Source organism: Agrococcus sp. UYP10 (assembly GCF_040547205.1).
Taxonomy (GTDB): Bacteria; Actinomycetota; Actinomycetes; order Actinomycetales; family Microbacteriaceae; genus Agrococcus; species Agrococcus jenensis.
Genome location: NZ_JBEPPG010000001.1, coordinates 1,228,517 through 1,250,649, shown reverse-complemented (window position 1 = coordinate 1,250,649; position 22,133 = coordinate 1,228,517). Strand labels below are relative to the sequence as shown.

Here is a 22,133-nt window from a genome sequence, read left to right as displayed (position 1 = left end):
ACGAGCTGTCAGCGCCTGCGTCGCCTAGTAGCCGAATACGTGCGCGGTGAGCACGTCGATCTCTCGGCGCGGATCTCCGAAGAATGCAGCGAGCCGACGCACCACGACGGAGTAAGGACGCTCCCGCGCTGAGCCGTCTGCTCTGAAGTTCGCCTTCGGTACAATCAAGAAAAGATGGTGCGCGTTTTCCGCTAAGTGCGTTTTCCAGATGTCTTTCAGGTCGTGATTGTTGGTGGTTGCCCCACCACGCTCGACCTCGACGACGATACCTCGACCCGGGCTTAGTCGCCCGTAAAAATCAGCTCGTGGTCGGGCTGTGATCGACGGCCCGGCAAGTACAACCGATTCAGTTTCGAACTGGGCGGACGAGAGCAAATGCTTTCCAACGAGGCTTTGAATCGCCGAACTTCCTGCACCGTGCACGTGAGTCTGTGCTAAATGAACGACGCTTTGAGTGAGGTATTCATGAAGCGCACTTGCCAACGCGTCGACTTCCTCGATCTCTGCCGACTCCGGCGCCGACAACCTTGACCGTACGAACCGCATGTAACCATCCATCCGCGCAGCTTTACACATGCGAGCCGAGGGCTTTCCTCAAGGAGCGAACCCGTCACACGGCGTCACATGCTCGCACCCTCCCCCGATCCACGAGACACTAGAAGGCAGTCCGCCGCCGCAGCCGGGCTACCACTCCCCCATCCCGGGCGCTGACCGCGCCCCCGCTTGGAGTTCCATGATCTCGATCGAGCACGTCAGCCGCCGCTTCGGCGACGGCCCTGACGCCGTCGTCGCGCTCGACGACGTCTCCATCGGGGTGGCCAAGGGGCAGATCTTCGGCGTCGTCGGGCAGTCCGGTGCTGGCAAGTCGACCCTCCTCAGGACCGTCAACGCGCTGGAGCGGCCCGACACCGGCCGCGTCACCGTCGACGGCGTCGACGTCACCGCGCTCAGCGCCCAGGCGCTCCGCAACGAGCGCCACAAGATCGGCATGGTCTTTCAGCACTTCAACCTGGTCGGCAACCGCACGGTCGCGCAGAACGTCGAGTTCGCGCTCGAGGCGACCGGCGCCGCGAAGAAGGACCGCCGACTCAAGGCGCTCGACATGCTCGACCTCGTCGGCCTCGCGCACCGCGCCGACGACCGCCCGAGCCAGCTCTCCGGCGGTCAGCGCCAGCGCGTCGGCATCGCCCGCGCGCTCGCATCCGGCCCCGACGTGCTGCTCAGCGATGAGGCCACCAGCGCCCTCGACCCCGAGACGACCCGCTCGATCCTCGAGCTCATCCGCCGCCTGAGCCGCGAGCTCGGCCTCACCGTGCTGCTCATCACGCACGAGATGGAGGTCGTCAAGCGCATCTGTGACGCGGCCGCCCTCATGGAGACCGGCCGCGTCATCGAGCAGGGCGGGCTCGATGAGCTCATCCGCACGCCCGGCAGCCAGGTCGCCGCCGAGCTCTTCCCGGTCGGCGAGCCCCACCGCATCCCGGGCCACCGCATCGTCGACGTCACCTACACGGGCCTCAGCGCCGACCGTCCGGTGATCGCGCAGCTCGCCCGCGACTTCGGCCTCGACGTCTCGATTCTCGGCGCCGCGCTCGAGACCATCAACGGTCACCAGGCCGGCCGCACGCGCCTCGCGGTGCCCGGCGACGAGCACACCGCCCGCCAGGTCGTCGACAGCCTCACGGCGCAGGGCGTCACCGCCTGGGAGGTGCTCGCATGATCGACGTCAGCTCCCCCACCTTCTGGCCGCAGCTCATCGCGGTGCTCCTCGAGGGCACGTGGGAGACCATCTACATGACGGCGATCGCGATGGCGATCACCTTCGTCGTCGGCCTGCCGCTCGGCATCATCCTCGTCGGCACCGAGCAGGGCCGCTTCCTCGAGGCGCCCTTCGGCTCGCGCGCGCTCGGCCGCGTCATCAACGCGCTGCTCGGCTTCATCGTCAACCTCGGCCGCTCCGTGCCGTTCATCGTGCTGATGATCGCGCTCATCCCGCTCACCCGCTGGCTGCTGGGCTCGTTCATCGGCACCGGACCGGCCATCGTGCCGCTCACGCTCATCGCGATCCCGTTCTTCGTGCGCGTCGTCGAGATCGCGGTGCGCGAGGTCGACCCGGGCCTGTTCGAGGCCGCGGAATCGCTCGGCGCCTCCCGCTGGCTGCTCGTGCGCCGCGTGCTGCTGCCGCAGGCGACCCCCTCGATCCTGCTCGGCACCGCCACGACCATCACGTCGATCATCAACTTCTCGGCGATGGTCGGCGTCGTCGGCGGCGGCGGTCTCGGCAACGTCGCCCTGACCTACGGCATGCAGCGCTACAGCAGCATCCACATCATCGGCGTCGTCATCATCCTCTTCGCCCTCGTGCAGCTCATCCAGTGGGCGCTGACCGCGCTCGCCCGAAAGCTCGGCGCGCCCAGCACTCGTCGCGGCCCCAAGAAGGACGTGACGGCGGATGCGCAGGCCCACCTCGACGTGGACCTCACGATCCCCGACCCCCGCCGCCCGACGCCTCCGTCGAGCACCTCCTAAGGAACCTCCATGACCAACATCTTCCGCCGTCGCGTCGCGACGACCATCGCCGCCGGCGTCGCCGTCGTCGCGCTCGCCGCCTGCTCCTCCAGCACCCCTGACGTCGCTGCCCCCGCGGCATCCGAGGACGGCTCGCTCGGCACGATCCGCGTGGGTGCCCTGCCCGTGCCGGCCGGCGACATCCTCACCTGGGTCGACGAGAACCTCGCGGCCGAGGCGGGCCTCGACATCGAGTGGGTCGAGTTCACCGACTACAACACGCCCAACCCGGCGCTATCCGACGGCTCGACCGAGGCGAACCTCTTCCAGAACTCGACGTTCATGGAGACGTACAACTCGCAGGCTGGCGGCACGCTCGTCTCGGTCGGCGAGGTCTACCTGCCGGCCGCCGCGTTCTACTCGGAGTCGCTCACCTCGATCGACGAGCTCGGCGAGGGCGCGACCATCGCCATCCCGAACGACCCGACCAACGAGGGCCGTGCGCTCGGCATCCTCGCAGCCGAGGGCCTCATCAGCATCGAGGAGGGCGCGACCAACCTCGACGGCATCACCGAGAACCCGTCGAACTTCCAGTTCACCGAGGTCGAGAACGCGACGCTGCCGCTCGCGATCCCGGACAACGACGCGGTCTTCGTCACCGCCTCGTTCGCGCTGCCGGCCGGCCTCACGCAGGACCAGGCGATCCTCACCGAGGGCGACGACTCCGACTACTTCAACATCCTCGCGACCACGCCCGAGCTCGAGAGCGACCCGCGCGTCGCGGCGCTGTACGAGCTGCTCACGAGCGAGGAGACGGACGCCTACATGCTGGAGACGTGGGGCGGCCTGATCGTCCCCGGCACCGAGTGACGGCACCGCTGGCGGGCTGAACCCCAAGCCGGAATGAGAGTGCGCCGCGTGCCCTGAGCACGCGGCGCACTCGTCTTCCGGCACGGCGTGGCGTGTCAGTGGTCGCATCCACTCTGCTCGCGACGAGGGCGGAGTCGATGTGGGTGGTCGCCTCTACTCTCCTCACAAGGAGGCGGCGATGACGAGCACCGAGCAGGCACGAGCAGCGGTCGTCGCCGCCCGCGCCCTGCTCGCTGCGGCCCCGTCGTTCTCGACGACGTCGAACGCCGAGGTCGCCGAGCTGCTCGGCCGAGTCGCAGAGCTGGCGCGAGTCGCCGAGAGCCTGCAGGTGCGGCTCGCGCACGAGGTGGAGGAGCGCTCGCACGGCGCGGTCGATGAGCCACTGTGCATGCTGCTGGGGGCTCGGCACTCGCGGGAAGCGGTCTCGAGGGCGTTCGGTCTCGGCTCCCGCCGCGCGCTCGACCTGCTGCTCATGGGGCGAGCGACATCGCCGTCGATCGCGATCACCGGCGCCGCCATCGCCGCCAGGTACCCGGCGGTCGCCGGCGCGCTCGCGGAGGCCGAGATCTCGTTCGCGCAGGCGCACGCGATCGTCTCGACCATCGATCCGGCCGCGCCGCGAGCCGACGTCGAGCAGCTCGAGACGGCCGAGCAGCTGCTGGTCGAGGCCGCCACCGATGCGGCCACGCCGCTCCCACCCGAGCAGCTCGTCGTACTGGCCCGCCGGTGCGTGGCGCTCCTAGACCCGGACGGGGTGCTCCCGAACGACGAGCAGCAGCGGGCGCTTCGCTCGTTCCGCACCCGTCAGCAGCGCGACGGCTCGTGGCTCACCGTCATGCGCTCCCCCGCCGAAGACGGGTCCGCGCTCAAGTCGCTGGTGGATGCGTACACCGGCCCACGCGTCAAGGTCGCCTTCCACGACGATCACTGCGACCACGGCCGCTGCGCCGGCGCCGACTGCAGCAGCGCGGAGCCTTCGCTCGACGACCGCTCGCCCGAGCAGAAGGCGCACGACGCCCTCATCGCGATGGTGAAGGCGCACGCGGCCTCCGGCGACGCGCCGCTGGCCGGCGGCGAGTCGCCCTCGCTCGTCCTCACCGGCACGATCGAGGCGTACGGCGCCTACGTCCAGGGCGTCCGCCAGGCCGAGCGCACGCTCACGATCGAGCACACGAGCAGCCTCGTCCCGATCGAGCACATCGACCAGCTCGTCTGCTTCGCCGACATCCACCACCTCGTCGTCGACGAGCACGGCCACCCGCTCTGGCTCGGTCGCACCCAGCGGCTCTTCACCCGCGCGCAGAAGCGCGCCCTCGCCAAGCGCGACAAGGGCTGCCGCGTCCCCGGCTGCGGCATGCCCGTCGCCTGGTGCGAGACGCACCACATCGTCCCCTGGCAGGCCGGCGGCGCCACCGACGTCGACAACGGCATCCTCGTCTGCAGCTACCACCACCACGAGATCCACGCCGGCCGGCTGCGGGTCGAGAAGGTCGGACCACGGCCCGGCAGCTGGCGGATCGTGTCGCAGCTCCAGCCGGCCCGGTGGGGCCGCGACGACTCCGCCGAGATGCCGAGCGTCGATGGGCTCGCCACCGCGACCGGCGCCACTGGATCGCGCGGCGGATCGCTCGGCGCAGCCGCCCCCGCCTCGCTCGCCATGAAGCTGCCGGAGCCCCTCGACCCTGGCATCGAGCTTCGCACCAGCGCGAGCGTCCAACCGGCTGAGCCCGGCTCCTCCGTGTGCGTCCCACGACAGCGACGGCGCCCACGGACTGCGCTCAATGCATCCGGAGGGAGCGCGGTCGGCTCGACCGAGCGACGCATCCGCACCCTGCTCGACGAGCAGGGCCGAGGTCGCCGGCATCGCGGGCGAGCCGACCGGCTGCCGCGACCCGGCATCGTCCTGCGGCGCTGATCCGCGTCCGCCTCGCGCGCCGTGCACGCTTCGCACACCGCGCGCAGACCGCGCATTCGGCTAGACGGCGAGCAGGGCGGCATGCTTGAGGGATGCAATCCCCTCGCGACGCCGATCGGCCTTCGTCAGCGTCCGCGCCGACCGCATCGCTCGTGAACCACGAGGGGAAGGCCGCGGGGATGCGCCAGCTCGCCGCATCCGTGCCGATCCGAACGGCTGCCAGCGGAGCGCAGATCGGGATCCCGATCCTCGTGGTGTCGATCACGGGCGACATCGCCCTCGGAGCGGCGCTCGCGGCGCTCGCGCTCGTGCCGAGCATCATCGCCGCACCGCTCGTCGGCGCGATCCTCGACCGCGTGCACCGGCCGCGCCCGCTCATGATGGGCGCCGCCGCCGGCACGGCCGTCGCCTACGGGCTGACCGCAGCGCTCGATCCGCTTCCGGTGTGGCTCGTCGCGATCGCGCTCGTCCTCAGCGGCCTCCTCAACCCCTTCGGCTTCGGCGGGCTCTCGAGCTTCGTCGCGCCGGCCGGCACGGATGCGCGCCGCGCGTACGCGCTCGACGCGCTCAGCTACAACCTCTCCGGTGTCGCGGGTCCCGCGCTCGTCGCGCTGCTGGCGCCGACGCTCGGGCCGCGCTGGGCGCTCGCCTCGATGGCCGCGATCGCGCTCGTGTCGCTCGTCGCCTACCCGTTGTTGCGCATCGAGCGGCGGGAGGCCGAGCGCAAGGGGCTGTGGCGCTCGATCGGCGCGGGGCTCGTCGCCCTGTCGACGCATCGGCCGCTCGCCACGATCACCGTCTCGGGCACGCTCGTCGAGTTCGGCCGCGGCATCATGCCGATCGCGGCAATCGGCATCGCGCTGCTCGCGACGGGCGATGCAGCCGCAAGCGCCTTCATCGTCACCGCCTTCGCGATCGGCGCGCTCATCGGCGCCATCGTCGAGCCCATCCGCCGCGCGAGCCTGTCGCCGCAGGCGACGATGCTCGTCGGGTTCGGGCTCGTGGGGCTCGCGACGCTCGCGGCCGCGCTCGACCTGGGGTTCTGGTGGACGATCGTGCTCGTCGGCCTGTCGGGCGTGTTCAGCGCCGCACCCACCGCCGCGATGCTCACGCTCCGGCGGCTCGAGAGCCCCGACGACGTCGTCGCGCAGGTGTTCACCGTCGGCTCTGCGCTGCGCACGACCGCCAGCGCGGGTGGCACGGCCGTCGCGGGTCTGCTCGCCGGCCTCGACCCGCTCCTGCTGCTCGCAGCCTCGGGGGCGGTGTGGGTCGTGGGAGCCCTCACGATGCTCGCGTTCCCGCGCTCGCGCTGAGGGCTCGAGCGCGTCATCCGCGTGCACCGGGTCGTGAGACGACCGGCTCCTGCGCGCAGCGAACCCCGCAGGTCAGCCGCCGTCGAGCTCGATCGACTCGATCGACTCGATCGTGTCGAGCAGCGCGGCAGGGCCGATGCCGGCCAGGCAGTCGCGCGCCTCGCTGAGGCCGCCGAGCATCGCGCATCCGCCCGCTGACCACTGGACGTAGACGACGAGCGCCCGACCGTCGTCGAGCGGCACGAAGCCGACCGGGTTCTCGGTACCCAGCTCAGTGAGCGCCATGTGCGCCGTGACCCCACGCCCGGACTCGATCAGCCAGCTCGTCGCCGCCAGCCGCTCGTCGATCGGGCGCTGCTCGACCACCGTGACCTCGCCCGGCCCCACAGTCGGGTCCAGCGGCGGCGACGCGCCGTCCGCGATCGTCATCACCGTCTCGCCGAACGGCTCGACCACGCTGATCCGGTGCTCCGCGCCCGGCCCGGTGGTGGATTCGTCGACGACGGTGTGGAGGTGCGGCACGTCGAACGCGATCGCGCCGTCTGCGGTCGTGAAGCGCTCGAGCGGCCCGTCGTACGCGATCGTGTCGAGCACATCGGCGGGAGGCGACACCCCGGGCGGCAGGGCGCTGAGCGGCACCGCGAGCAGCTCGAGGGTGCTGAGCACGGCCTGCAGCAGCTGCCCCTGCGGCCCCGACGCGAAGCGCGCTGCCTCGTCCGGCGAGTCGTAGGCACCCGGTTCGGTGCCGTCGGCGGCGCGCAGGAGCCCGAATGCGTGCCGGCGAGTGCCGTCGGACTGCTCGGTCGTGAGCACCCGGCTGGGGCCGGCCGCCGGATCGATCACCGCCAGGTGCGGCTGGTAGGAGGACTGACAGCCGAGCAGGCAGACGCGGGACTCGTCCCACCAGCCGGCGACGACGCGGCCCTCGCTGGCTGCCCGCTCCGCGACGAGGCCCTCCCCTGCCGCGGGTGCGCCGGGCAGCCCGTCGCTGTAGAACCACGCCATCGCCTCCTCGCCCGCCACGTACGGCTCCGCGAGCGCCGATTCGTCCGCGTACGCGAGCTGCTGCTGGCCCTCCTCATCGAGCAGCGCGACGACGTTCACCCACGAGACCACGCCCGCGCCGACGAACGCGCTGCGGTCCTCGACCGTCCAGCCCGGCGGGATGCGGAAGCGCGCCGACCCCGTCTGCGTCTCCACCTGCTGCCAGGACGAGGTCGGCGTGACCGCCGGTGCGTTGACGACCGGCGTCGCGCATCCGCCGACGACCAGTGCCGCGCCGGCCACGAGCAGCGCGAGCGCGGCGCGTGGCCCGTGGTGCGTGCTGCGCATGCCTGCTCCTGTCTCGAGGTCGATCATGAGGCGCCCGGCTGGACGTGCGATCAGGGCATCGCGTCGCGCGGGACCGCATGCTGCTCGAGCGTCGCGAGCACGGCCATCAGCTCGGCGACGTCGTCGCTCTCGAGGCATGCTTCGGCATCCGAGACGTAGACCACCTGCTGGCAGGCGTCGAGCAGCGACAGGTCGGCGACGAACTGCGCGGATCTGGCGTCCCCCGCCGGGACGATGCCCCACGGCGCCTCGCCGTCGGGCACGAGCGTGACCGAGGCGAAGACCTGCACGCCTGCGTCCCCCTGCACCCACCAGCTCGCTGCGGCCGTCGGCAGGCCGCTCTCGTCGGGGATCGCCGCAGCGATCGGACGCTGCTCGACCATGCCCCAGCCCGCGGTGATCTGCCCCTGCGCGTCGATGGCGCCGTCGATGTAGCGCAGCAGCTCCCGGCCGCGGCCGTCGAGCAGGACGATGCTGTTCATCCACTGGTCCTGGCCGTCGTGATCGAGCCCGACGCGGCTCTCGTCTCGCACGGTCCAGCCGCTCGGCACCTCGAACGTCGCGTTGCCGATCTGCGTGACGAACGCCTGCCCGTCTGCAGCGGATGCGGTCGGGGCGGCGGTCGGCTCGGCGCTCGGGTCGGCCGTCGGCTCGGCGCTCGGCTCGAAGGTCGGCTCGGCCGTCGCCGCTGGGGTCGGAGCGCCGGCGGTCATGCTGGGCACGGGCGGCGCCGCTGCGCCCGGTGCGCAGCCGGCGATCGTCGTCACGACGACGATCAGGGCGCCCGCTGCGCCAGCGAGCGTCGGGGTGCGTCGGTGCATGCGAGACCTCCTGGGAGCCTGCGGGGTCCACACCCCGCCTACCGAGACATGTCCGGCAACGCCCTGCGGTCACATCCGGGCGACCCGCGGACGCAAAGGCTCAACACGCCCCGTCACGGCACCGGGCTGTTGAGGGTCTGCGTCCGAGTGCAGGGCAACTCGGACGCAAACCCTCAACGGGGCCTACAGCTCGGTGAGGAGCTGTTCCATCTCGGCGATCTCGGTCGCCTGCGCGTCGGCCATCTGCTGCGCGAGGGCGACCACGTCGGGGTGCTGACCGTCCTCCACCTCGGCCTCCGCCATCTCGACGGCGCCCTCGTGGTGCTCGATCATCTGCTGCAGCCAGAGCCGGCTCGCCTCGTTGCCGGTCGCGGCGTCGAGGGCCTCCATGTCGCCCTCCGACATCATGCCGTCGCCATGGTCCATGCCGCCCATGCCTCCGTGGCCCATGCCCCAGTCGTCGAGCCAGGCTTCCATCTGCTCGATCTCCGGCCCCTGGGCGTCCTTGATGCGCTGCGCGAGGTCGAGCACGCGTGGGTCGATGTCGTCCTTCTCGAGCACGATGTCGGACATCTCGATGGCCTGCTCGTGATGCGGGATCATCATCGTCACGAACATCTGATCGGCCGCGTTGGCCTCCGAGGATGCGGGTGCCGACGACGGCGCTGCGGTGATGCCGGGTGATGCCGCGGGCGTGGCACCCGTGGATCCGCCGGCGGAGCAGCCGGTGACGACGAAGGCGAGGGCGAGCGCGCTGACTCCGAGCGCGCGGTTGATGGTCTTCATGGTGGTGGTCCTGTTCTCGATCTCAAATGGATGTGATGGATCTGCGACGCCGCGGGATGCGACGCCGGCGGCCTGGCCGATGGCCAGGCAGACCGATCAGGTCCGACTGATCGAGAGCAGGATCAGCGAGGGTGTGGGCGGCTCGGCCCGGGCGGCGGATGCGTCGGCCGACATCGGGATGGTCACGACCGATGCCCATGGGATGCCGAGACGCGCGGGCGGGACGAGCACGAGCAGGCCGGCGAGCAGCGCGAGCACGCACGCCATGAGCTCCGAGTGACCCGGCGAGGCGGGCCCGTCGGTCGCGCACGCATCGGTGCAGCCCCTCGCCTTCACCGCAACCGCCGCGTCATGCGCGTGGTGCGCAGGGGCCGCGTGCGAGGCGTGGGCATCACCTGCGACCACCGCGACGTTCGACTGGCCGGCGTCCGGGTGGCCGGCGATCGCGTGGCCCGACCCGTGCCCGCCCGCCGAGCCGCCCAGCGCGTGCATGCCCAGCAGACCGGTGATCAGCAGCACGACGGTCGCGCCGAGGAGCAGCAGTGCCCGCGCGGACAGCGCCCGACCCGGGGTCTGTGCCCCGCGCCGCATCGACGTGCCCATCCGCCACTCCGCCATCGCGCGACACGGTAGCAGGACGACCTCGCAGCTGCCACAGGGGCCGGGCGGTGTTCCGCCCGGCCCCCGGATCTGTGACCGCGCCGCTACTGGGGCAAGCGCGTGGCGTCGTCGTGGTGCGTCTCGAGCGATGCGACGGCGGTGAGCATCTGCTCCTCGATCGCGCTGCCGAAGAAGTCATCGGGGCTGTCGAGCCCGTCGTCGAGCCAGCGCACGTCGAGCGGTACGCCGCTGAAGCTGCGGCAGAGGTTCTCGCTGCAGACATTGTCAGCCGGGCGCACCGCGCCTCCCTGGTCCGAGAGGCTCACGCCGACGTAGCCCGCGTGGTTGGGCACCGAGTCGCCCAGCGTCCAGGAGACCGCCTGCCACCCATCCGTCTGCGTCGGCCGGACCTCGCCCAGCGTCCACTCCCATTCCTCGATGAGGTTGGTGAACCACATGTCGCCGTAGTGCAGCACCATGTTGCCGTTCGGCAGGTAGAGCGCGACGGAGTTGTCCCACACGTCCTGGCCGGCTCGGTTGGTGCCGGGGCGGCTGTGGTCCCCGATGCTCCAGTGCTGCGGCACCAGGAAGCTCGCCGTGCCGTTCTGCGTCGTGTACGGCAGGTAGGTCGTGCCTTCGTGCTCGACGCCGACCCCGGCCGGCAGCGCGTCGTCCTCGCCGGTGAACGCGGCCGAGGCCATCACGTCGAGGGCCAGCGCGACCTCGGGGCCGCCGATGTACGCCTCCGCCGCCTCGCGGCTGTCGAAGCCGTTCTGTGCGTCGGGGTGGAAGAAGCCCATGCCGTGCAGCCGCTTGCCCTCGCCGACGTGGAACATGTGGAACGGCTCGGACACGTCGCCCACGATGGAGACGCTGACGCTGTAGCGGCCGCCCTCGTGCCGATCCCACCACGCTGCCGCGAAGAGTCCGCGATCGATGGCGATCCGCTCGATGATCTGGGTCTCGATCGTCGCGGGACCCGTGTCCCCCCAGTAGCCATCCGAGTACTGCAGGCTCCCGCCCGTCGGCGGGGAGAAGACCACCTCGTTGTTCCAACCCTGCCGCCCCGAGCCCTGCATGGCGATCGTGCTCGTGTCCTCGATGGTCCAGTTCGACGGGACCTGCAGCTGCAGCGTGCCGTTCTGCGTCTCGAAGTCGACCATCTCCACAGGCGCTGCCTCCACGGCAGCGGGCTGCGCGCTCTGCGGCGGCGTGGCGGTGCCGGTCGTGGCCGGCTCGCTCTCGCCAGTGGGCGAGGGCGTCGGCGCGGGTGACGCCGTCTCGCTCGGCGCGGTCTCCGGCAGCAGCGGTGCCGATGCCTCCTCGGCCTGCGCGCACGCGCCCAGGGTGATGGTCGCGACGACCACGACGGCGGTCGCGGCGAGCAGGCGGCTCTGGATGGGGCGCACGGCGGGTTCCTCTCTCGCGGGGCATCTCCCCGCTTGTCCTGAGATGTCCGGATGCGGGAACCGGTCACCCGCTGGAGGTCACGGTTCGGTCACGCTTCTGGGCGATGGAGCAGCAAAGGGCCGGGCGGTGCTCCGCCCGGCCCTCGCGCTGCACCTGCGTCAGGGCATGCGGGCGTCGTCGTGGTGCCGCTCGAGCGACGCGATGACGGTGAGCAGCTGCTCCTCGGTCGCTCCGCCGAAGAAGGCGTCGCCCTCGTTCAGCTGCGTGCTGCTGAACACGCGGCACATGGTCTCGGCGCAGACGGTGCCAGTGGGCCGCGTGGCGTCCCCCTGGTCCGTGAGGTTCACGCCGACGAGCCCGGTGTTGTAGTCGCCGGTGTCGCCGAGCATGTACGAGACCGCGTGCAGACCGTCCGTCGTCGGCCGCACCTCACCGGCGGTCCACGGCCACTCGGGCTCCTCGCCGGCGAACAGCACGTAGTCGACGTACGACACGGCGCTGCCGCCGTTCGGCCGGAACAGCTGGACCCAGTTCTCCCAGACGGGCACGCCGCCGTGGCCGAAGCCCACTCGGCTGTTGTCATCGATGCGCCACTCGAGCGGGACGAGGAACGTCGACGTGCCGTTCTGCGTCGTGTACGGGAGGTACGTGGTGCCCTCGTGCTCGACGCCGACGCCGGCCGGGACCGCGGTGTCGTCGCCCGAGATCTCGACGGTCGCCATGATGTCGAGCGCGAGCGCGACCTCGTCGCTCCCCAGGTAGGCCTCGACCGCGTCGCGGCTCGAGAACTGCTCCTCGGCGTCCGGGTGCTCGAACTTCAGGAAGTGCAGTCTCGTGGACCCATCGACGCGGAACGAGTCGGAGAGCGGCGCCTCGCCGTCGATCACGGCGACGCTGGCGACGTAGATGTCACTCTCGTAGCGCTCCCACCAGGCAGTAGCCGCGAGGCCCGAGCCGATGTCGATGCGCTCGACGACGTGCTCCTCGAGCGCCGCCGCGCCCACGTCATCGGGCATGCCGTCGTCGAACCAGAGGTGGCCGCCATCGGGACCGGTGACCGCCACGATGTTGTCCCACCGCTGCAGGCCGTCGTAGCCGAGGGCGACGCGGCTGCTGTCCTCGACGGTCCAGTCCGCCGGGATCTGCATGCGCATCATGCCGTTCTGCGTCTCGAACGGGACGAGCTCGACGGCATCGCTCTCGGGCGGTGTCGCGGTGCCCGGTGCACCGGTCGCGCCGGCGGAGGTCGTCGGCGTCGGCGTCGGCGTCGATGTCGGCGTCGCGCTGGCGGTCGGTGTCGAGCGGGGTCGATCCGGCGCCGAGGTCGACCCGGTCTGGGCCTGCGCGCAGGCGCCCAGCATGGCGGTCAGCGTGACGATCGCGGTGGTGACGAGCACTCGGCTCGGGGAAGGGCGCACGGCGGGATTCCTCTCTCGCGAGGCTCATCCCCGCACGCTCTGACATGTCCAGCGTCAGGCGGCGGTCACGCCGATCCGGTCACGATTCCATCACGAACGGCGGAGGTCCTCAGGCGCCCTGCTGCGGCACGGCTTCGGGGCAGCTGCGCTCGACCGCGGGCGACCACGGCATCGCGCCGGCGTCGCGGTGCATCCGCTCGAACGCATCGGCACTGACGCCCTGCGCCTCGAAGCGACGTGCGAGCTGCTCCCATCGGCGCAGCTCGGGCAGCGCGCCGCGCTCGTGCCAGTCGTGCCACAGCGCGTGCAGCAGCATGTGCTTCGGCTTCGACGTGAAGCGGTGCCGCTCGAAGGCAAGCAGGGCGTCCGCCCACGCGGCAGCGTCAGCGTGGGGCCACCCGGCCCAGACGCTCGACTCCGGCACCACCCTCGGTGGCTCGGTCAAGGACATCGTTGTGATCTCTCCTCGTGGGGCAGTGCCGAAACACAGAGTTGCCGATCAGGCAACTCTGCACGACTTCGGACCACTGTACGACGCGCCTGTGACATCCGCTCAACTTTTTTCCGGATCACGCGGTGGGACGCGAGGGGATCACGAAGCCCGGAAGAAGAGCTCACGCGAGTAGCCGAATCCGACGCCCACCTGTGTGAGCGCATCGCTCAGGGTGGCGTCCGGGATGACCGCGAAGCCCCAGGGCTCGGTGCAGTAGGCGTAGCGATCGCCCAGCTCGATCAGCTCGCCGTCGCCCCCGGCGCACGCCAGCTCGATGTCGACCAGCTGCGCACCGGTCTGCGCGGCGACCTCGGCGGCGGTGGCCTCGTCGAAGCCCGCTCCGGTGATGACGCGGAAGGCGGTCGGCGCGCCGATGTCCTGCTCGAAGACCGTCAGGAGCGACATCTCGTGGCCCACCCTCACCGAGATGGCAGCGACGAGCCCGTGGTCGCACGGGATCAGCCGGTCCGTCGAGTCGTACGAGTACCGACCGTCGCCCGCGTCGAACCACATGGGGACGCTCGGCACGCACGGGATCAGGTAGTCGTAGCGCTCGCCCTCGACGAGCTCGGCGCCGACGACGGCCACCGGCGTGCCTGCTGGCGAGAGGACGGGCAGCGGCGGCGTCGTGGGCGGCGTGCGCGCCGCCTGGGGCGTCGGGCTCGCGGTCGGGGTGGGGGTCGCGGTGGGGGTCGGCGTGGCGTCCGCTGGTGCCGATGTCGTCGCGGGCGTCGTCGCCGTGGTCGCGCTCGTGCTGGAGGGCTCCGGCTCTGGCGCCGGAGCGAGGCCCCCGGCCGGGCCGCACGCCACGAGCCCGAGCAGCACCGCGACCGCGAGCGGTCCCGCGGCCCATCCGGAAGCTCGGCGCATCATCGCTCCATCACCCACCGCATGTCCGACCGCGAGACCCCTTCGCCGGACTCCATCCGAGGCGCGAACGAACCGTCCCCGATGGGGACCCCCCAGGCAGCGAGCTGGGGAATGATGCCCGGATCGGCGTTGCAGTCGAAGGTGACGCCGCCGATCGTGACCGTCGGTCCGCAGGCGTAGTAGACGGTCGCCGTCGCGCCCTCGACCGAGCCGAGCGGCACCTCGCCCGGATCCACGACCTGCAGCTGCCCGTCGAAGTCGGGTGACGCCGTGAACTGCGGATCTCCATCGCCGACGACATCGGCTCGGTCGACGAGCGCCCAACCGGTGCCCGGCTCGTGGTCCGCGCAGTCGATCCACTCGGCACCGCCGAACAGCACCGAGCCGGATCCCTCGCACAGCACGTAGACGTCGTAATACCGCTCGAGCGTCGGTCCGCCTGCGGCGCCGGTGTCACCGCATCCGTTGCGGCAGTCCACGAAGTCGGTGACGATCGGCGCGCCGGCCGCCACGCCCTCGAAGCCCGGCGGCGGTACGGGTGCGGTCTCCGTCGGCTCCGGCTCGGGCGTCGCGGTCGCCGTCGGCTCGGCGCTCGGCTCCGCGCTCGGCTCCATCGTGGTCGTCGGCGCCGGTGCGGCCTCGTCGATGCGAGGGTCGAGCGCGCCGGCGAACTGCCAGACGCCCACCCCGACGACCGCGGCGGCGACCGCGGCGACCGCGCCGCCGGCGATCGCGCGATTGCGGCGCCGTTCTCGCACGCGCTCGCGCACCGCCATCGTCGACAGGCCCTGGCGCATCCGCGCCCGGAAGTCGGGGCTCATGCCCTGCTGCTGCCGATCGCTCATGCCGACACCTCCTCGAGGTCGCCGGCGCCAGCCGCCTGCAGGTGGCCGCGCAGCCGCTGCTTCGCGCGGTGGATGCGCGTCTTGGCCGCGCCGTAGCTCACGCCGATCGCCTTGGCGGCGTCGGCGAGCGGGATCTCCTCGAGCAGCACGAGCGACACGAGCCGAGCATCCGTCTCGGACAGCTCGCGCAGGGCCGCGCCGACCGCGCTCGACGCGTCGACCCGCGCGAAGCGGTCCCCCGCGACGTCGGCGGTGTCGGGCGAGTCCGGGCCGAGCGGGATGTGCGCGATCAGCCGCTCGTTGCGGCGGATGCTGCGGCGGGCGTTGCGCGCGCAGTTCGTCGCCGTGGCGAGCAGCCACGGCAGCACCGAGTCATCGACGATGCGCACGCGCGACCGCTTGCGCCACGCCTCCGCGAACACGGCGGCCGTGACGTCCTCGGTGTCCTGTCGGTGCTGCATCAGCCTCCATGCGTGTCGCCACACGCGGTCTCCGTGGCGGTCGAAGATCGCGGCGAAGGCGACCCCGTCCCCGCGCACGACGGCACGCCACAGCTGCTCGTCGGTCTGCGCGAGGTCCACATCCAGGATTGTCCGGGATGCGCGCCCTGGTTACACGCGGGACGCGATCAGTTGCAGGCGCTACGGTTCCACCCCGGCCGGCATCGTCGACGGATCGACGCCGGTGAGCTCGAGCGTCGTCATGACGTCGAGCGCCTCGAGCACCGGCGCGCTGCCGAGCAGCTGCTCGGCCTCGGCCCGAGAGCCGACCGCCGCCTGGTCGTCGCCGAGCAGCAGCATCGTGCAGGTGTGGGTGCGCTCGACATCCGGCAGCCCGAACAGCGGGATCGGCTCCAGCCCCTCCTGCGAGGGCCGCGCGACCGCGGCGTGCACGAACCAGCGGTCGGCGGCGTGCACCCACCACGACATCGCCGCGGTACCCGCGATGTCCATGGCACGCTCCTCGACGATGCCGAAGTCTGCGTTCAGGAATCCGGCCGAGTCGCCGAAGCCGTCGTAGTACGTGATCTCGGTGCCGGAGGGCGACGTGAAGCCGACGGTGTTCTCCCACCACGGGTCGCCCTCGAAGTCCATCGTCAGGCGGCTGTTGTCGAGCACCGTCCAGCCCTCCGGCAGCTGCAGCCGCATCGTGCCGTTCTGCGTCTCGAAGGTCGAGCTCGCCATCTCGGTGGGCACCGGGGCGCTCGTCGGTGCCGGCGTGACGGTCGGCGCCGGCGTGACGGATCCGGTGGGGGTCGGCTCGACGGGCGTCGGCCCAGCGGTCTCCACCGCAGGCGACGGCGTGGCCGCCGTCTCGGACGGGGCCGTCGGCGCGTCGGGGCCGCAGCCGACGAGCAGCACAGCCGCCGCGAGCGCGGCTGCGGCGCCGACCGCGCGAGCGGACGGCCGGGTGGCGATCATCATGGCCTGCTCCTTCTGGTCGCGACTCCCCCGTCGGTCCAGATGGGTCCAGGATGCTCCTGCCGAGCCGATCGTGGGAGTCACGGTTCGGTCACGGTCGAGGCCCCGGTCCGGAGGCCGGAAGATGTGCGGCTGAGCGGGGCGCCGGCGGGATAGTGCAGGCCGCGTGCCGCTCCGCCGCACATCCTTTCGGAACTCCCCCGCGAGGCGGAGGCGACCACGGCGGGCCGCCCGCCGGGCGGCGGAGGCGGCCGACGCATCCGCGCGCCTACGCTGGACGCCATGTCCGTCCGCCGCGCCCCTGACGCGAGCTCGCTGCGCGCCGACCTGGTGCTGGCCGTCGCGCTCGCGCTCATCGGCTGCGTCATGGTGGCGCTCAGCGCCATGACCGGCCTGCAGTTCGCCGACGTGCCGATCTGGGCGCCGCTGCTGGCCGCCGTGCTGCTGCCGGCGCCGCTCGTGCTGCGCCGCGTGCATCCGCTGCCGGTGTCGATCGCGCAGATCGCCATCTACATCGTGGCCGGCGAGGCGGCGGTGCTCGAGCTGTACGCCTCGCAGGTGAGCCTCTTCATGGGCTTCTACTCGATCGGCGCGTGGGATGCCGACCGCCGCCGGGCCTTCTGGTCGCGGCTCGTCATCGTGATCGCGATGGCGGTCTGGCTCGCCTCGTCGGCCGTCCGCGGCTTCTTCGACCCGGAGACGGGCGAACGCGGAGTCTCGGCGTTCTTCGCCTTCCTGATCATCCAGATCGTCATCAACGCCGCCTACTTCGGCGCCGGCTGGGTCTTCGGCGACCGGGCGTGGCGCAGCGCGGTCGAGCGGGAGGCGCTCGACGCCGCACACGCCGAGATCCAGGCGCAGCAGGACCGGCTCGCCGAGCAGGCGGTCTCGCTCGAGCGGCTGCGGATCGCGCGCGAGCTGCACGACGTCGTCGCCCACCACGTGTCGGCGATGGGTGTGCAGGCGGGTGCCGCCCGGCGAGTGCTCGACCGCGACCCCGTGAAGGCGGCGGATGCGCTGCGGCACGTCGAGCAGTCGGCGCGCGACGCGATCGGCGAGCTGCGCTCGCTCGTGGTGACGCTGCGATCGGAGGACGACGGCACGTCGGCGGCGCCCGAGCTCGACGCGCTGCCCGCGCTCGTCGAGTCGGCGCGCGAGAGCGGGCAGCGGATCGAGCTGCAGTCGATCGGCACCCCGCGGCCCGTGACGTCGATGGTGGGCCTCACGGTCTACCGCATCGTGCAGGAGGCGCTCACGAACTCGCGCAAGCACGCCGGTCCGGTCGCGCGGGTCGACGTGCGCCTGCGCTATCTCGACGACGAGATCGAGGTCGAGGTCACCGACGACGGCCGCGGCGGCGCCGCCGGGACGCACGGCGCGGGCGCCGGTCTCATGGGCATGCGCGAGCGCATCGCCGCGCTCGGCGGATCGCTCGAGGTGGGGCCGCGATCCCGCGGCGGTTGGCTCGTGCGGGCGCGCGTGCCGAGCCCCGGTCCGGTGCGCGCCGACGAGGCGACGCCGGCTCTCGCCGACGAGGCATCAGCCTCCGCTGGCGACCCGGCAGCCACCGCCAGCACCGAGACCCCCGCCAGCGCCGCACCCGCCGACGCGCCCACGGGAGCCGACGCATCCGCCCGTTGAGGGTTTGCGTCCGAGTGCAGCGCAACTCGGACGCAAACGCTCAACAGCCGGATGTCAGGGGCAGCGGGTGTACGCAGCGGTCGCCGCGCTGAGCGTGGGCAGGCCACCCAGGATCAGCACCTCGTCGGCGCCCGAGCCGAGGAGCGCGCTGCGGCTGACGGCCGGCATGCACTCGCGCCGGGCGAGCAGCATCGGCGCGCCCTCTGCCCCCGCCGCGGCCGCGCCGGCCAGCGCGTCGGGGAAGTCCGTGCCGCTCGCGATGTAGACGGTGCTCACCGCGTCGAAGACGTCGGCGAGCTGCGCCGCGGTCGCGAAGCGGTCGGCCCCCGCGTAGCGGACGACGCTCGGGACGGCCGCCGAGAGCCCGTTGGCGACCCCGGTCGACACCGAGGTGCCGTCGCCGACGATGCCCGCCCAGTCGACGCCGAGCCCCTGCAGCGTCGCGCGCGTCGCTGCGTCGAGCGAGCCGCTGCCGCCGTCGACCAGCAGCACCGGCCCGCCGCGGAACGCCGCGGCCGGACCCGCGGCGAGCGCGTCCGGAAACTTCAGGCCGGTCGCGACGAACGCCGCATCCGCCGAGTCGAAGGCGTGCTCGGCGACGAGCCTGCTGGTGTGGAAGCGGTCGGTGCCGCCGAGCCGCAACACCGTTCGGGCGGGCGCGAGCGCGCGCACCGCATCCTCGACCGCCGCCGACACCGACGGCTCGCCGCCGACGATGACGACCTCCGCAGGGTTGAGCCGCTGGATCTCGGCGAGCACGGCCGGCATGGCCGAGCCCCTCGGCGTCAGCAGCACCGGTCCGCCGGCGTGCGCGGCCGCAGGCCCCGCAGCGAGGCCGTCCGGGAAGTTCTCCCCGCTCGCGAGGTAGACCACGGGAGCACCCGTCGGGAACGCGCGGCGCGAGATCTCGACCGACGTGGCGTACCGGTCGGCGCCCGCGATGCGCTGCGCGCTCGGCAGCGGCTCGGTCGGGTCGCCGAACCAGTCCGTCCAGATGCGCCAGGTGTTGCGGTTGCCGTAGGCGGAGCACGAGTCGCCCGTGCCGTAGAGGTTCGCGAGCGCAGCCGCGTTGGGCTGGTAGGGCGTGTAGTTGTAGAGCCCCGCCGTGGCGAGGTTGCGGATGAGCACCGGGCTCGAACCGCATGCCACCTCGGTGTCGTAGCGGATCTGGTTCACGACGCCGGCGCGGTGGTTGTAGCGCTCGGGGTGTGCCGCGTAGCGCTGGAACTGCCGGGCGCCGTAGTAGACCTGGTAGAAGAATCCGGCGACGCTCGCATCGCACGGCGCGGTGTCGGGGCAGCCGAATCCGGTCGCCTTCTCGTAGCGCGAGGCGCTCGGTGACGGGTGCGTCACGAGCGTCTGCTCCTTCTGCAGCAGCACGAGCAGGAATCGCTGCGAGATGTCGCAGGCCTGCCCGACGCGAGCGATGATGCTCGCGGCCGACTCGTTCGCCCTCCCCGTCATCGCTCCGCAGTAGGCGTCTGCCGCGATCGACGGGGTCTTCTGGCTGTAGGTGTCGAGGCACGTGTACCCGGCCGCGCAGCCCGCGTGCTTCGCGTCGATGAACGCCTGCACCTGCGCGGCCGTCATCGCGCCACCGTCGTAGAACTGCTCGTCGGAGACGAGGTAGCCGGCCTCGAAGTCGGCCGCCACGGCGGCAGTGGCGCTGCCACCGGTGCCGGCGGGCGGGGTGACCGTCAGCAGACCGGCGACGAGCGCGGTGAGGGCCGCGACAGCGACGAGACGAGGGCGAAGGCGCATCGGCGGGCCGTTCGATCGGGCGCAAGCTTCGGGCGTTCACGCAGGAGGAGGTTGCTTTCAGCATATGTGCGCACTCGGCAGGCGTCGAGGGATTGGTCGGCGGATGGGGCGCCCGATCCGTGGCCGCGGCGCCGGTAGCGTGGGACGCGTGACGCGCATCCTGCTGGTGGACGACCAGGCGCTCGTGCGCGCCGGCTTCGAGACGATCCTCTCGAGCGAGCCCGGGTTCGACGTGGTCGGCCAGGCGAAGGACGGCGCCGAGGGCGTGCGCCTCGCCGCCGAGCTGCAGCCCGACGTGATCTGCATGGACGTGCAGATGCCCGTGATGGACGGCCTCGATGCGACGCGGGCGATCTGCGCTGCCGACGGCCACGCCGCGGTGCTCATGCTGACGACCTTCGACCGCGACGACTTCCTGTTCGACGCGCTCTCTGCCGGCGCCTCCGGGTTCCTGCTGAAGACGGCCGAGCCCGAGCAGCTCATCGATGCCGTGCACGCGCTCGCGCGCGGCGACGCACTGCTCTCGCCGGAGGTGACCCGCCGCGTCATCGAGCGCTTCGCCGGCGCGTCGGGCTCGACGGACGCCGCGGTCACGACCGGCGAGATGCTCGCCGCTCCGCCGAGCCCGGTGCTCGTCGACCTCACCGACCGCGAGCGCGAGACGCTGCTGCTCCTCGCGCGCGGTCGGTCGAACGCCGAGATCGCTCGCGAGCTGTTCGTCGGCGAGGCGACCGTGAAGACGCACGTGTCGAACGTGCTGCTCAAGCTCGGCATCCGCGACCGCATCCACGCCGTCATCTGGGCGTACGAGCACGGGGTGGTCGCGCCTCGTGCCTGAGCCCGTCCGCGCGCCCGCGTCGGAGCCTCGCGCGCGGCGCATCCCCGCGGTGGCGATCGTGTGGTTCGCGCTCTCTGCGGCCGGCCTGGTCGGCACGTGGTGGTACAACATCGCGTTCTTCGCCGACCCCGGCGGGCTCGGCTACCTCGAGGGATGGTTCGCGAACGCCGCGAGCGCCTCGGCGTCGATCGACCTGCTCGTAGTCGCGGTCGCGGCCTCGATCTTCATGATCGTCGAGGGCGTCCGGCTCGGATGGGCGCGCTGGGTGTGGGTGCTCGTCGTGCTGGGTGCCGTCATCGCGATCGCCTTCACCTTCCCGCTCTTCCTCGGGATGCGCGCGGTCGCGCTGCACCGGCGGGCGTCGCCGGAGCGCTGACCGACCCGGGAGATCAGGTCGGCTCGACGCGCTGCGCCAGCGCCATCGCGTCGTGCGGCGCGTGCCCGTGGATGTCGTTGTCGAAGTAGACGTAGACGTCGCGCGGAGAGCCGTCGGGCGTGCCAGCGCCGCGCACCCACCCGCGGATGCGCTCCGCCCACGCGTCGAGCTCGTCGGGCGTGTAGCCGCTCGCGTAGAGCTCGCGCGAGCCGTGCAGGCGCACGTAGGCGAAATCGGCGGTGACCTCGCCGAACGCCGGCCAGCGATCTGCCGTGTCGGCGACGGTGAGCGCGACCCCGTGGTGCCGCAGCAGCTCGGCCGCGGCCGGATCCTCGAACGAGCGCGCCCTCGGCTCGAGCGCGTGACGCAGCGGCACGTCGGGCACCTCCTCGAGCCACGCGCGTCCCTGCATCCGGTCGTCGTGGCGTCGCGCGAGCTCGAGCGCCTCGCCCGTCGACCGCGGCAGGCCCGCGAGGAACCGGTCGAGCCCCTCGGCGTCGAACTCCTCGCGCTCGGGCAGCTGCCAGAGGAACGGCCCGAGCTTGGCGCCGAGCGCGAGCACGCCCGACGCGAAGAAGTTCGCCATCGCCGCCTCGACGCCCCGCAGCCGCAGCATGTGGGTGATGTAGCGCGATCCCTTCACCGCGAAGACGAAGTCGTCGGGCACTGCGTCGCGCCAGCGCTCGTAGCTGGCCGGGCGCTGCAGCGAGTAGAACGAGCCGTTGAGCTCGAGCGACGACATCCGCTCGCCGACGTGCTCGAGCTCGCGACGCTGCGGCAGCCCGCGCGGGTAGAAGTCGCCGCGCCACTCGGCGTAGCGCCAGCCGGAGATGCCGACGCGCGCGCGGGCGGCCGGCGCGGTCTCGCGGCGCTCCTCCTCCATGCGCCCACCTTCGCACCGGCCGCCGAGAGCCC

General features: G+C 72.1%; 23 protein-coding genes. 9 read left to right on the top strand and 14 right to left on the bottom strand.

Annotated features, from left to right (window positions below):
* Positions 1–24: 24 nt before the first annotated feature.
* Positions 25–546, bottom strand: a complete 522-nt coding sequence (locus ABIB37_RS06215) for a hypothetical protein (RefSeq protein WP_354258110.1) — start codon at positions 544–546, stop codon at positions 25–27.
* A 187-nt stretch (positions 547–733) separates the two neighbouring features.
* On the opposite strand from ABIB37_RS06215, the gene ABIB37_RS06210 reads away from it, so the two are divergent.
* The 5 genes from ABIB37_RS06210 (at position 734) to ABIB37_RS06190 (ending at position 6,606) form a co-directional block, all read left to right on the top strand.
* Entirely contained in the window at positions 734–1,720 is a 987-nt protein-coding gene (locus tag ABIB37_RS06210) for a methionine ABC transporter ATP-binding protein (RefSeq protein WP_354258108.1), read from the top strand.
* Complete coding sequence (locus ABIB37_RS06205; protein ID WP_354258105.1) at positions 1,717–2,529, top strand: methionine ABC transporter permease; 813 nt, start codon at positions 1,717–1,719, stop codon at positions 2,527–2,529. The genes ABIB37_RS06210 and ABIB37_RS06205 overlap by 4 nt, the downstream gene beginning before the upstream one ends.
* A 9-nt stretch (positions 2,530–2,538) precedes the next feature.
* Positions 2,539–3,378 carry a MetQ/NlpA family ABC transporter substrate-binding protein gene (locus ABIB37_RS06200; protein WP_354258102.1) on the top strand — a complete coding sequence of 280 codons (840 nt, stop codon included), beginning with the start codon at positions 2,539–2,541 and terminating at the stop codon, positions 3,376–3,378.
* 178 nt (positions 3,379–3,556) lie between these two features.
* Positions 3,557–5,293, top strand: a complete 1,737-nt coding sequence (locus ABIB37_RS06195) for an HNH endonuclease signature motif containing protein (RefSeq protein WP_354258099.1) — start codon at positions 3,557–3,559, stop codon at positions 5,291–5,293.
* Positions 5,294–5,385: 92 nt separating this feature from the next.
* The gene (locus ABIB37_RS06190) at positions 5,386–6,606 is read left to right on the top strand and encodes an MFS transporter (RefSeq protein ID WP_354258096.1); all 1,221 of its coding nucleotides are present in this window, start codon (positions 5,386–5,388) and stop codon (positions 6,604–6,606) included.
* 72 nt (positions 6,607–6,678) lie between these two features.
* On the opposite strand, the gene ABIB37_RS06185 is transcribed toward ABIB37_RS06190, so the two are convergent.
* The 6 genes from ABIB37_RS06185 to ABIB37_RS06160 all read right to left on the bottom strand — a co-directional run bounded on the left by ABIB37_RS06185 (position 6,679) and on the right by ABIB37_RS06160 (position 12,703).
* A complete protein-coding gene (locus ABIB37_RS06185) occupies positions 6,679–7,938 on the bottom strand; it encodes a hypothetical protein (protein WP_354258093.1) in 1,260 nt (419 codons plus the stop codon).
* Between the two features lie 50 nt (positions 7,939–7,988).
* Positions 7,989–8,759 carry a hypothetical protein gene (locus ABIB37_RS06180; RefSeq protein ID WP_354258091.1) on the bottom strand — a complete coding sequence of 257 codons (771 nt, stop codon included), beginning with the start codon at positions 8,757–8,759 and terminating at the stop codon, positions 7,989–7,991.
* Positions 8,760–8,942: 183 nt separating this feature from the next.
* On the bottom strand, positions 8,943–9,545 hold the full coding sequence (locus tag ABIB37_RS06175) for a DUF305 domain-containing protein (protein WP_354258088.1): 603 nt from the start codon (positions 9,543–9,545) through the stop codon (positions 8,943–8,945).
* 96 nt (positions 9,546–9,641) lie between these two features.
* Positions 9,642–10,163 carry a hypothetical protein gene (locus tag ABIB37_RS06170; RefSeq protein ID WP_354258085.1) on the bottom strand — a complete coding sequence of 174 codons (522 nt, stop codon included), beginning with the start codon at positions 10,161–10,163 and terminating at the stop codon, positions 9,642–9,644.
* Positions 10,164–10,249: 86 nt separating this feature from the next.
* A complete protein-coding gene (locus ABIB37_RS06165; RefSeq protein WP_354258082.1) occupies positions 10,250–11,554 on the bottom strand; it encodes a hypothetical protein in 1,305 nt (434 codons plus the stop codon).
* A gap of 159 nt (positions 11,555–11,713) precedes the next feature.
* Complete coding sequence (locus tag ABIB37_RS06160) at positions 11,714–12,703, bottom strand: hypothetical protein (RefSeq protein WP_354258079.1); 990 nt, start codon at positions 12,701–12,703, stop codon at positions 11,714–11,716.
* On the opposite strand from ABIB37_RS06160, the gene ABIB37_RS06155 reads away from it, so the two are divergent.
* Positions 12,702–13,016, top strand: a complete 315-nt coding sequence (locus ABIB37_RS06155; RefSeq protein WP_354258076.1) for a hypothetical protein — start codon at positions 12,702–12,704, stop codon at positions 13,014–13,016. The genes ABIB37_RS06160 and ABIB37_RS06155 overlap by 2 nt on opposite strands.
* Before the next feature lie 66 nt (positions 13,017–13,082).
* Here ABIB37_RS06155 and ABIB37_RS06150 read toward each other — a convergent pair whose 3' ends face one another.
* The 5 genes from ABIB37_RS06150 to ABIB37_RS06130 form a co-directional block, all read right to left on the bottom strand.
* Complete coding sequence (locus ABIB37_RS06150; RefSeq protein WP_354258073.1) at positions 13,083–13,418, bottom strand: hypothetical protein; 336 nt, start codon at positions 13,416–13,418, stop codon at positions 13,083–13,085.
* Positions 13,419–13,565: 147 nt separating this feature from the next.
* On the bottom strand, positions 13,566–14,336 hold the full coding sequence (locus ABIB37_RS06145) for a hypothetical protein (RefSeq protein WP_354258070.1): 771 nt from the start codon (positions 14,334–14,336) through the stop codon (positions 13,566–13,568).
* Entirely contained in the window at positions 14,336–15,181 is an 846-nt protein-coding gene (locus tag ABIB37_RS06140) for a hypothetical protein (RefSeq protein ID WP_354258067.1), read from the bottom strand. Before ABIB37_RS06140 ends, ABIB37_RS06145 begins: the two co-directional genes overlap by 1 nt.
* Positions 15,178–15,720, bottom strand: a complete 543-nt coding sequence (locus ABIB37_RS06135) for an RNA polymerase sigma factor (RefSeq protein ID WP_354261546.1) — start codon at positions 15,718–15,720, stop codon at positions 15,178–15,180. The genes ABIB37_RS06140 and ABIB37_RS06135 overlap by 4 nt, the downstream gene beginning before the upstream one ends.
* Positions 15,721–15,822: 102 nt before the next feature.
* Positions 15,823–16,605 carry a RodZ family helix-turn-helix domain-containing protein gene (locus tag ABIB37_RS06130; protein WP_354258064.1) on the bottom strand — a complete coding sequence of 261 codons (783 nt, stop codon included), beginning with the start codon at positions 16,603–16,605 and terminating at the stop codon, positions 15,823–15,825.
* Positions 16,606–16,884: 279 nt separating this feature from the next.
* Here ABIB37_RS06130 and ABIB37_RS06125 point away from each other — a divergent pair, with 279 nt between their 5' ends.
* Complete coding sequence (locus ABIB37_RS06125; protein ID WP_354258061.1) at positions 16,885–18,243, top strand: sensor histidine kinase; 1,359 nt, start codon at positions 16,885–16,887, stop codon at positions 18,241–18,243.
* A gap of 54 nt (positions 18,244–18,297) precedes the next feature.
* On the opposite strand, the gene ABIB37_RS06120 is transcribed toward ABIB37_RS06125, so the two are convergent.
* A complete protein-coding gene (locus ABIB37_RS06120) occupies positions 18,298–20,004 on the bottom strand; it encodes a cell wall-binding repeat-containing protein (RefSeq protein ID WP_354258058.1) in 1,707 nt (568 codons plus the stop codon).
* Between the two features lie 148 nt (positions 20,005–20,152).
* Between ABIB37_RS06120 and ABIB37_RS06115 the strand changes: the two genes are divergently transcribed.
* Together ABIB37_RS06115 and ABIB37_RS06110 are read left to right on the top strand one after the other, a co-directional pair.
* Complete coding sequence (locus ABIB37_RS06115; protein WP_354258056.1) at positions 20,153–20,842, top strand: response regulator; 690 nt, start codon at positions 20,153–20,155, stop codon at positions 20,840–20,842.
* 49 nt (positions 20,843–20,891) lie between these two features.
* A complete protein-coding gene (locus tag ABIB37_RS06110) occupies positions 20,892–21,218 on the top strand; it encodes a DUF2834 domain-containing protein (RefSeq protein WP_354258053.1) in 327 nt (108 codons plus the stop codon).
* Between the two features lie 13 nt (positions 21,219–21,231).
* Here the strand turns inward: ABIB37_RS06110 and ABIB37_RS06105 are convergent, their stop codons facing one another.
* Complete coding sequence (locus ABIB37_RS06105) at positions 21,232–22,101, bottom strand: DUF72 domain-containing protein (RefSeq protein ID WP_354258050.1); 870 nt, start codon at positions 22,099–22,101, stop codon at positions 21,232–21,234.
* Positions 22,102–22,133 lie beyond the last annotated feature (32 nt).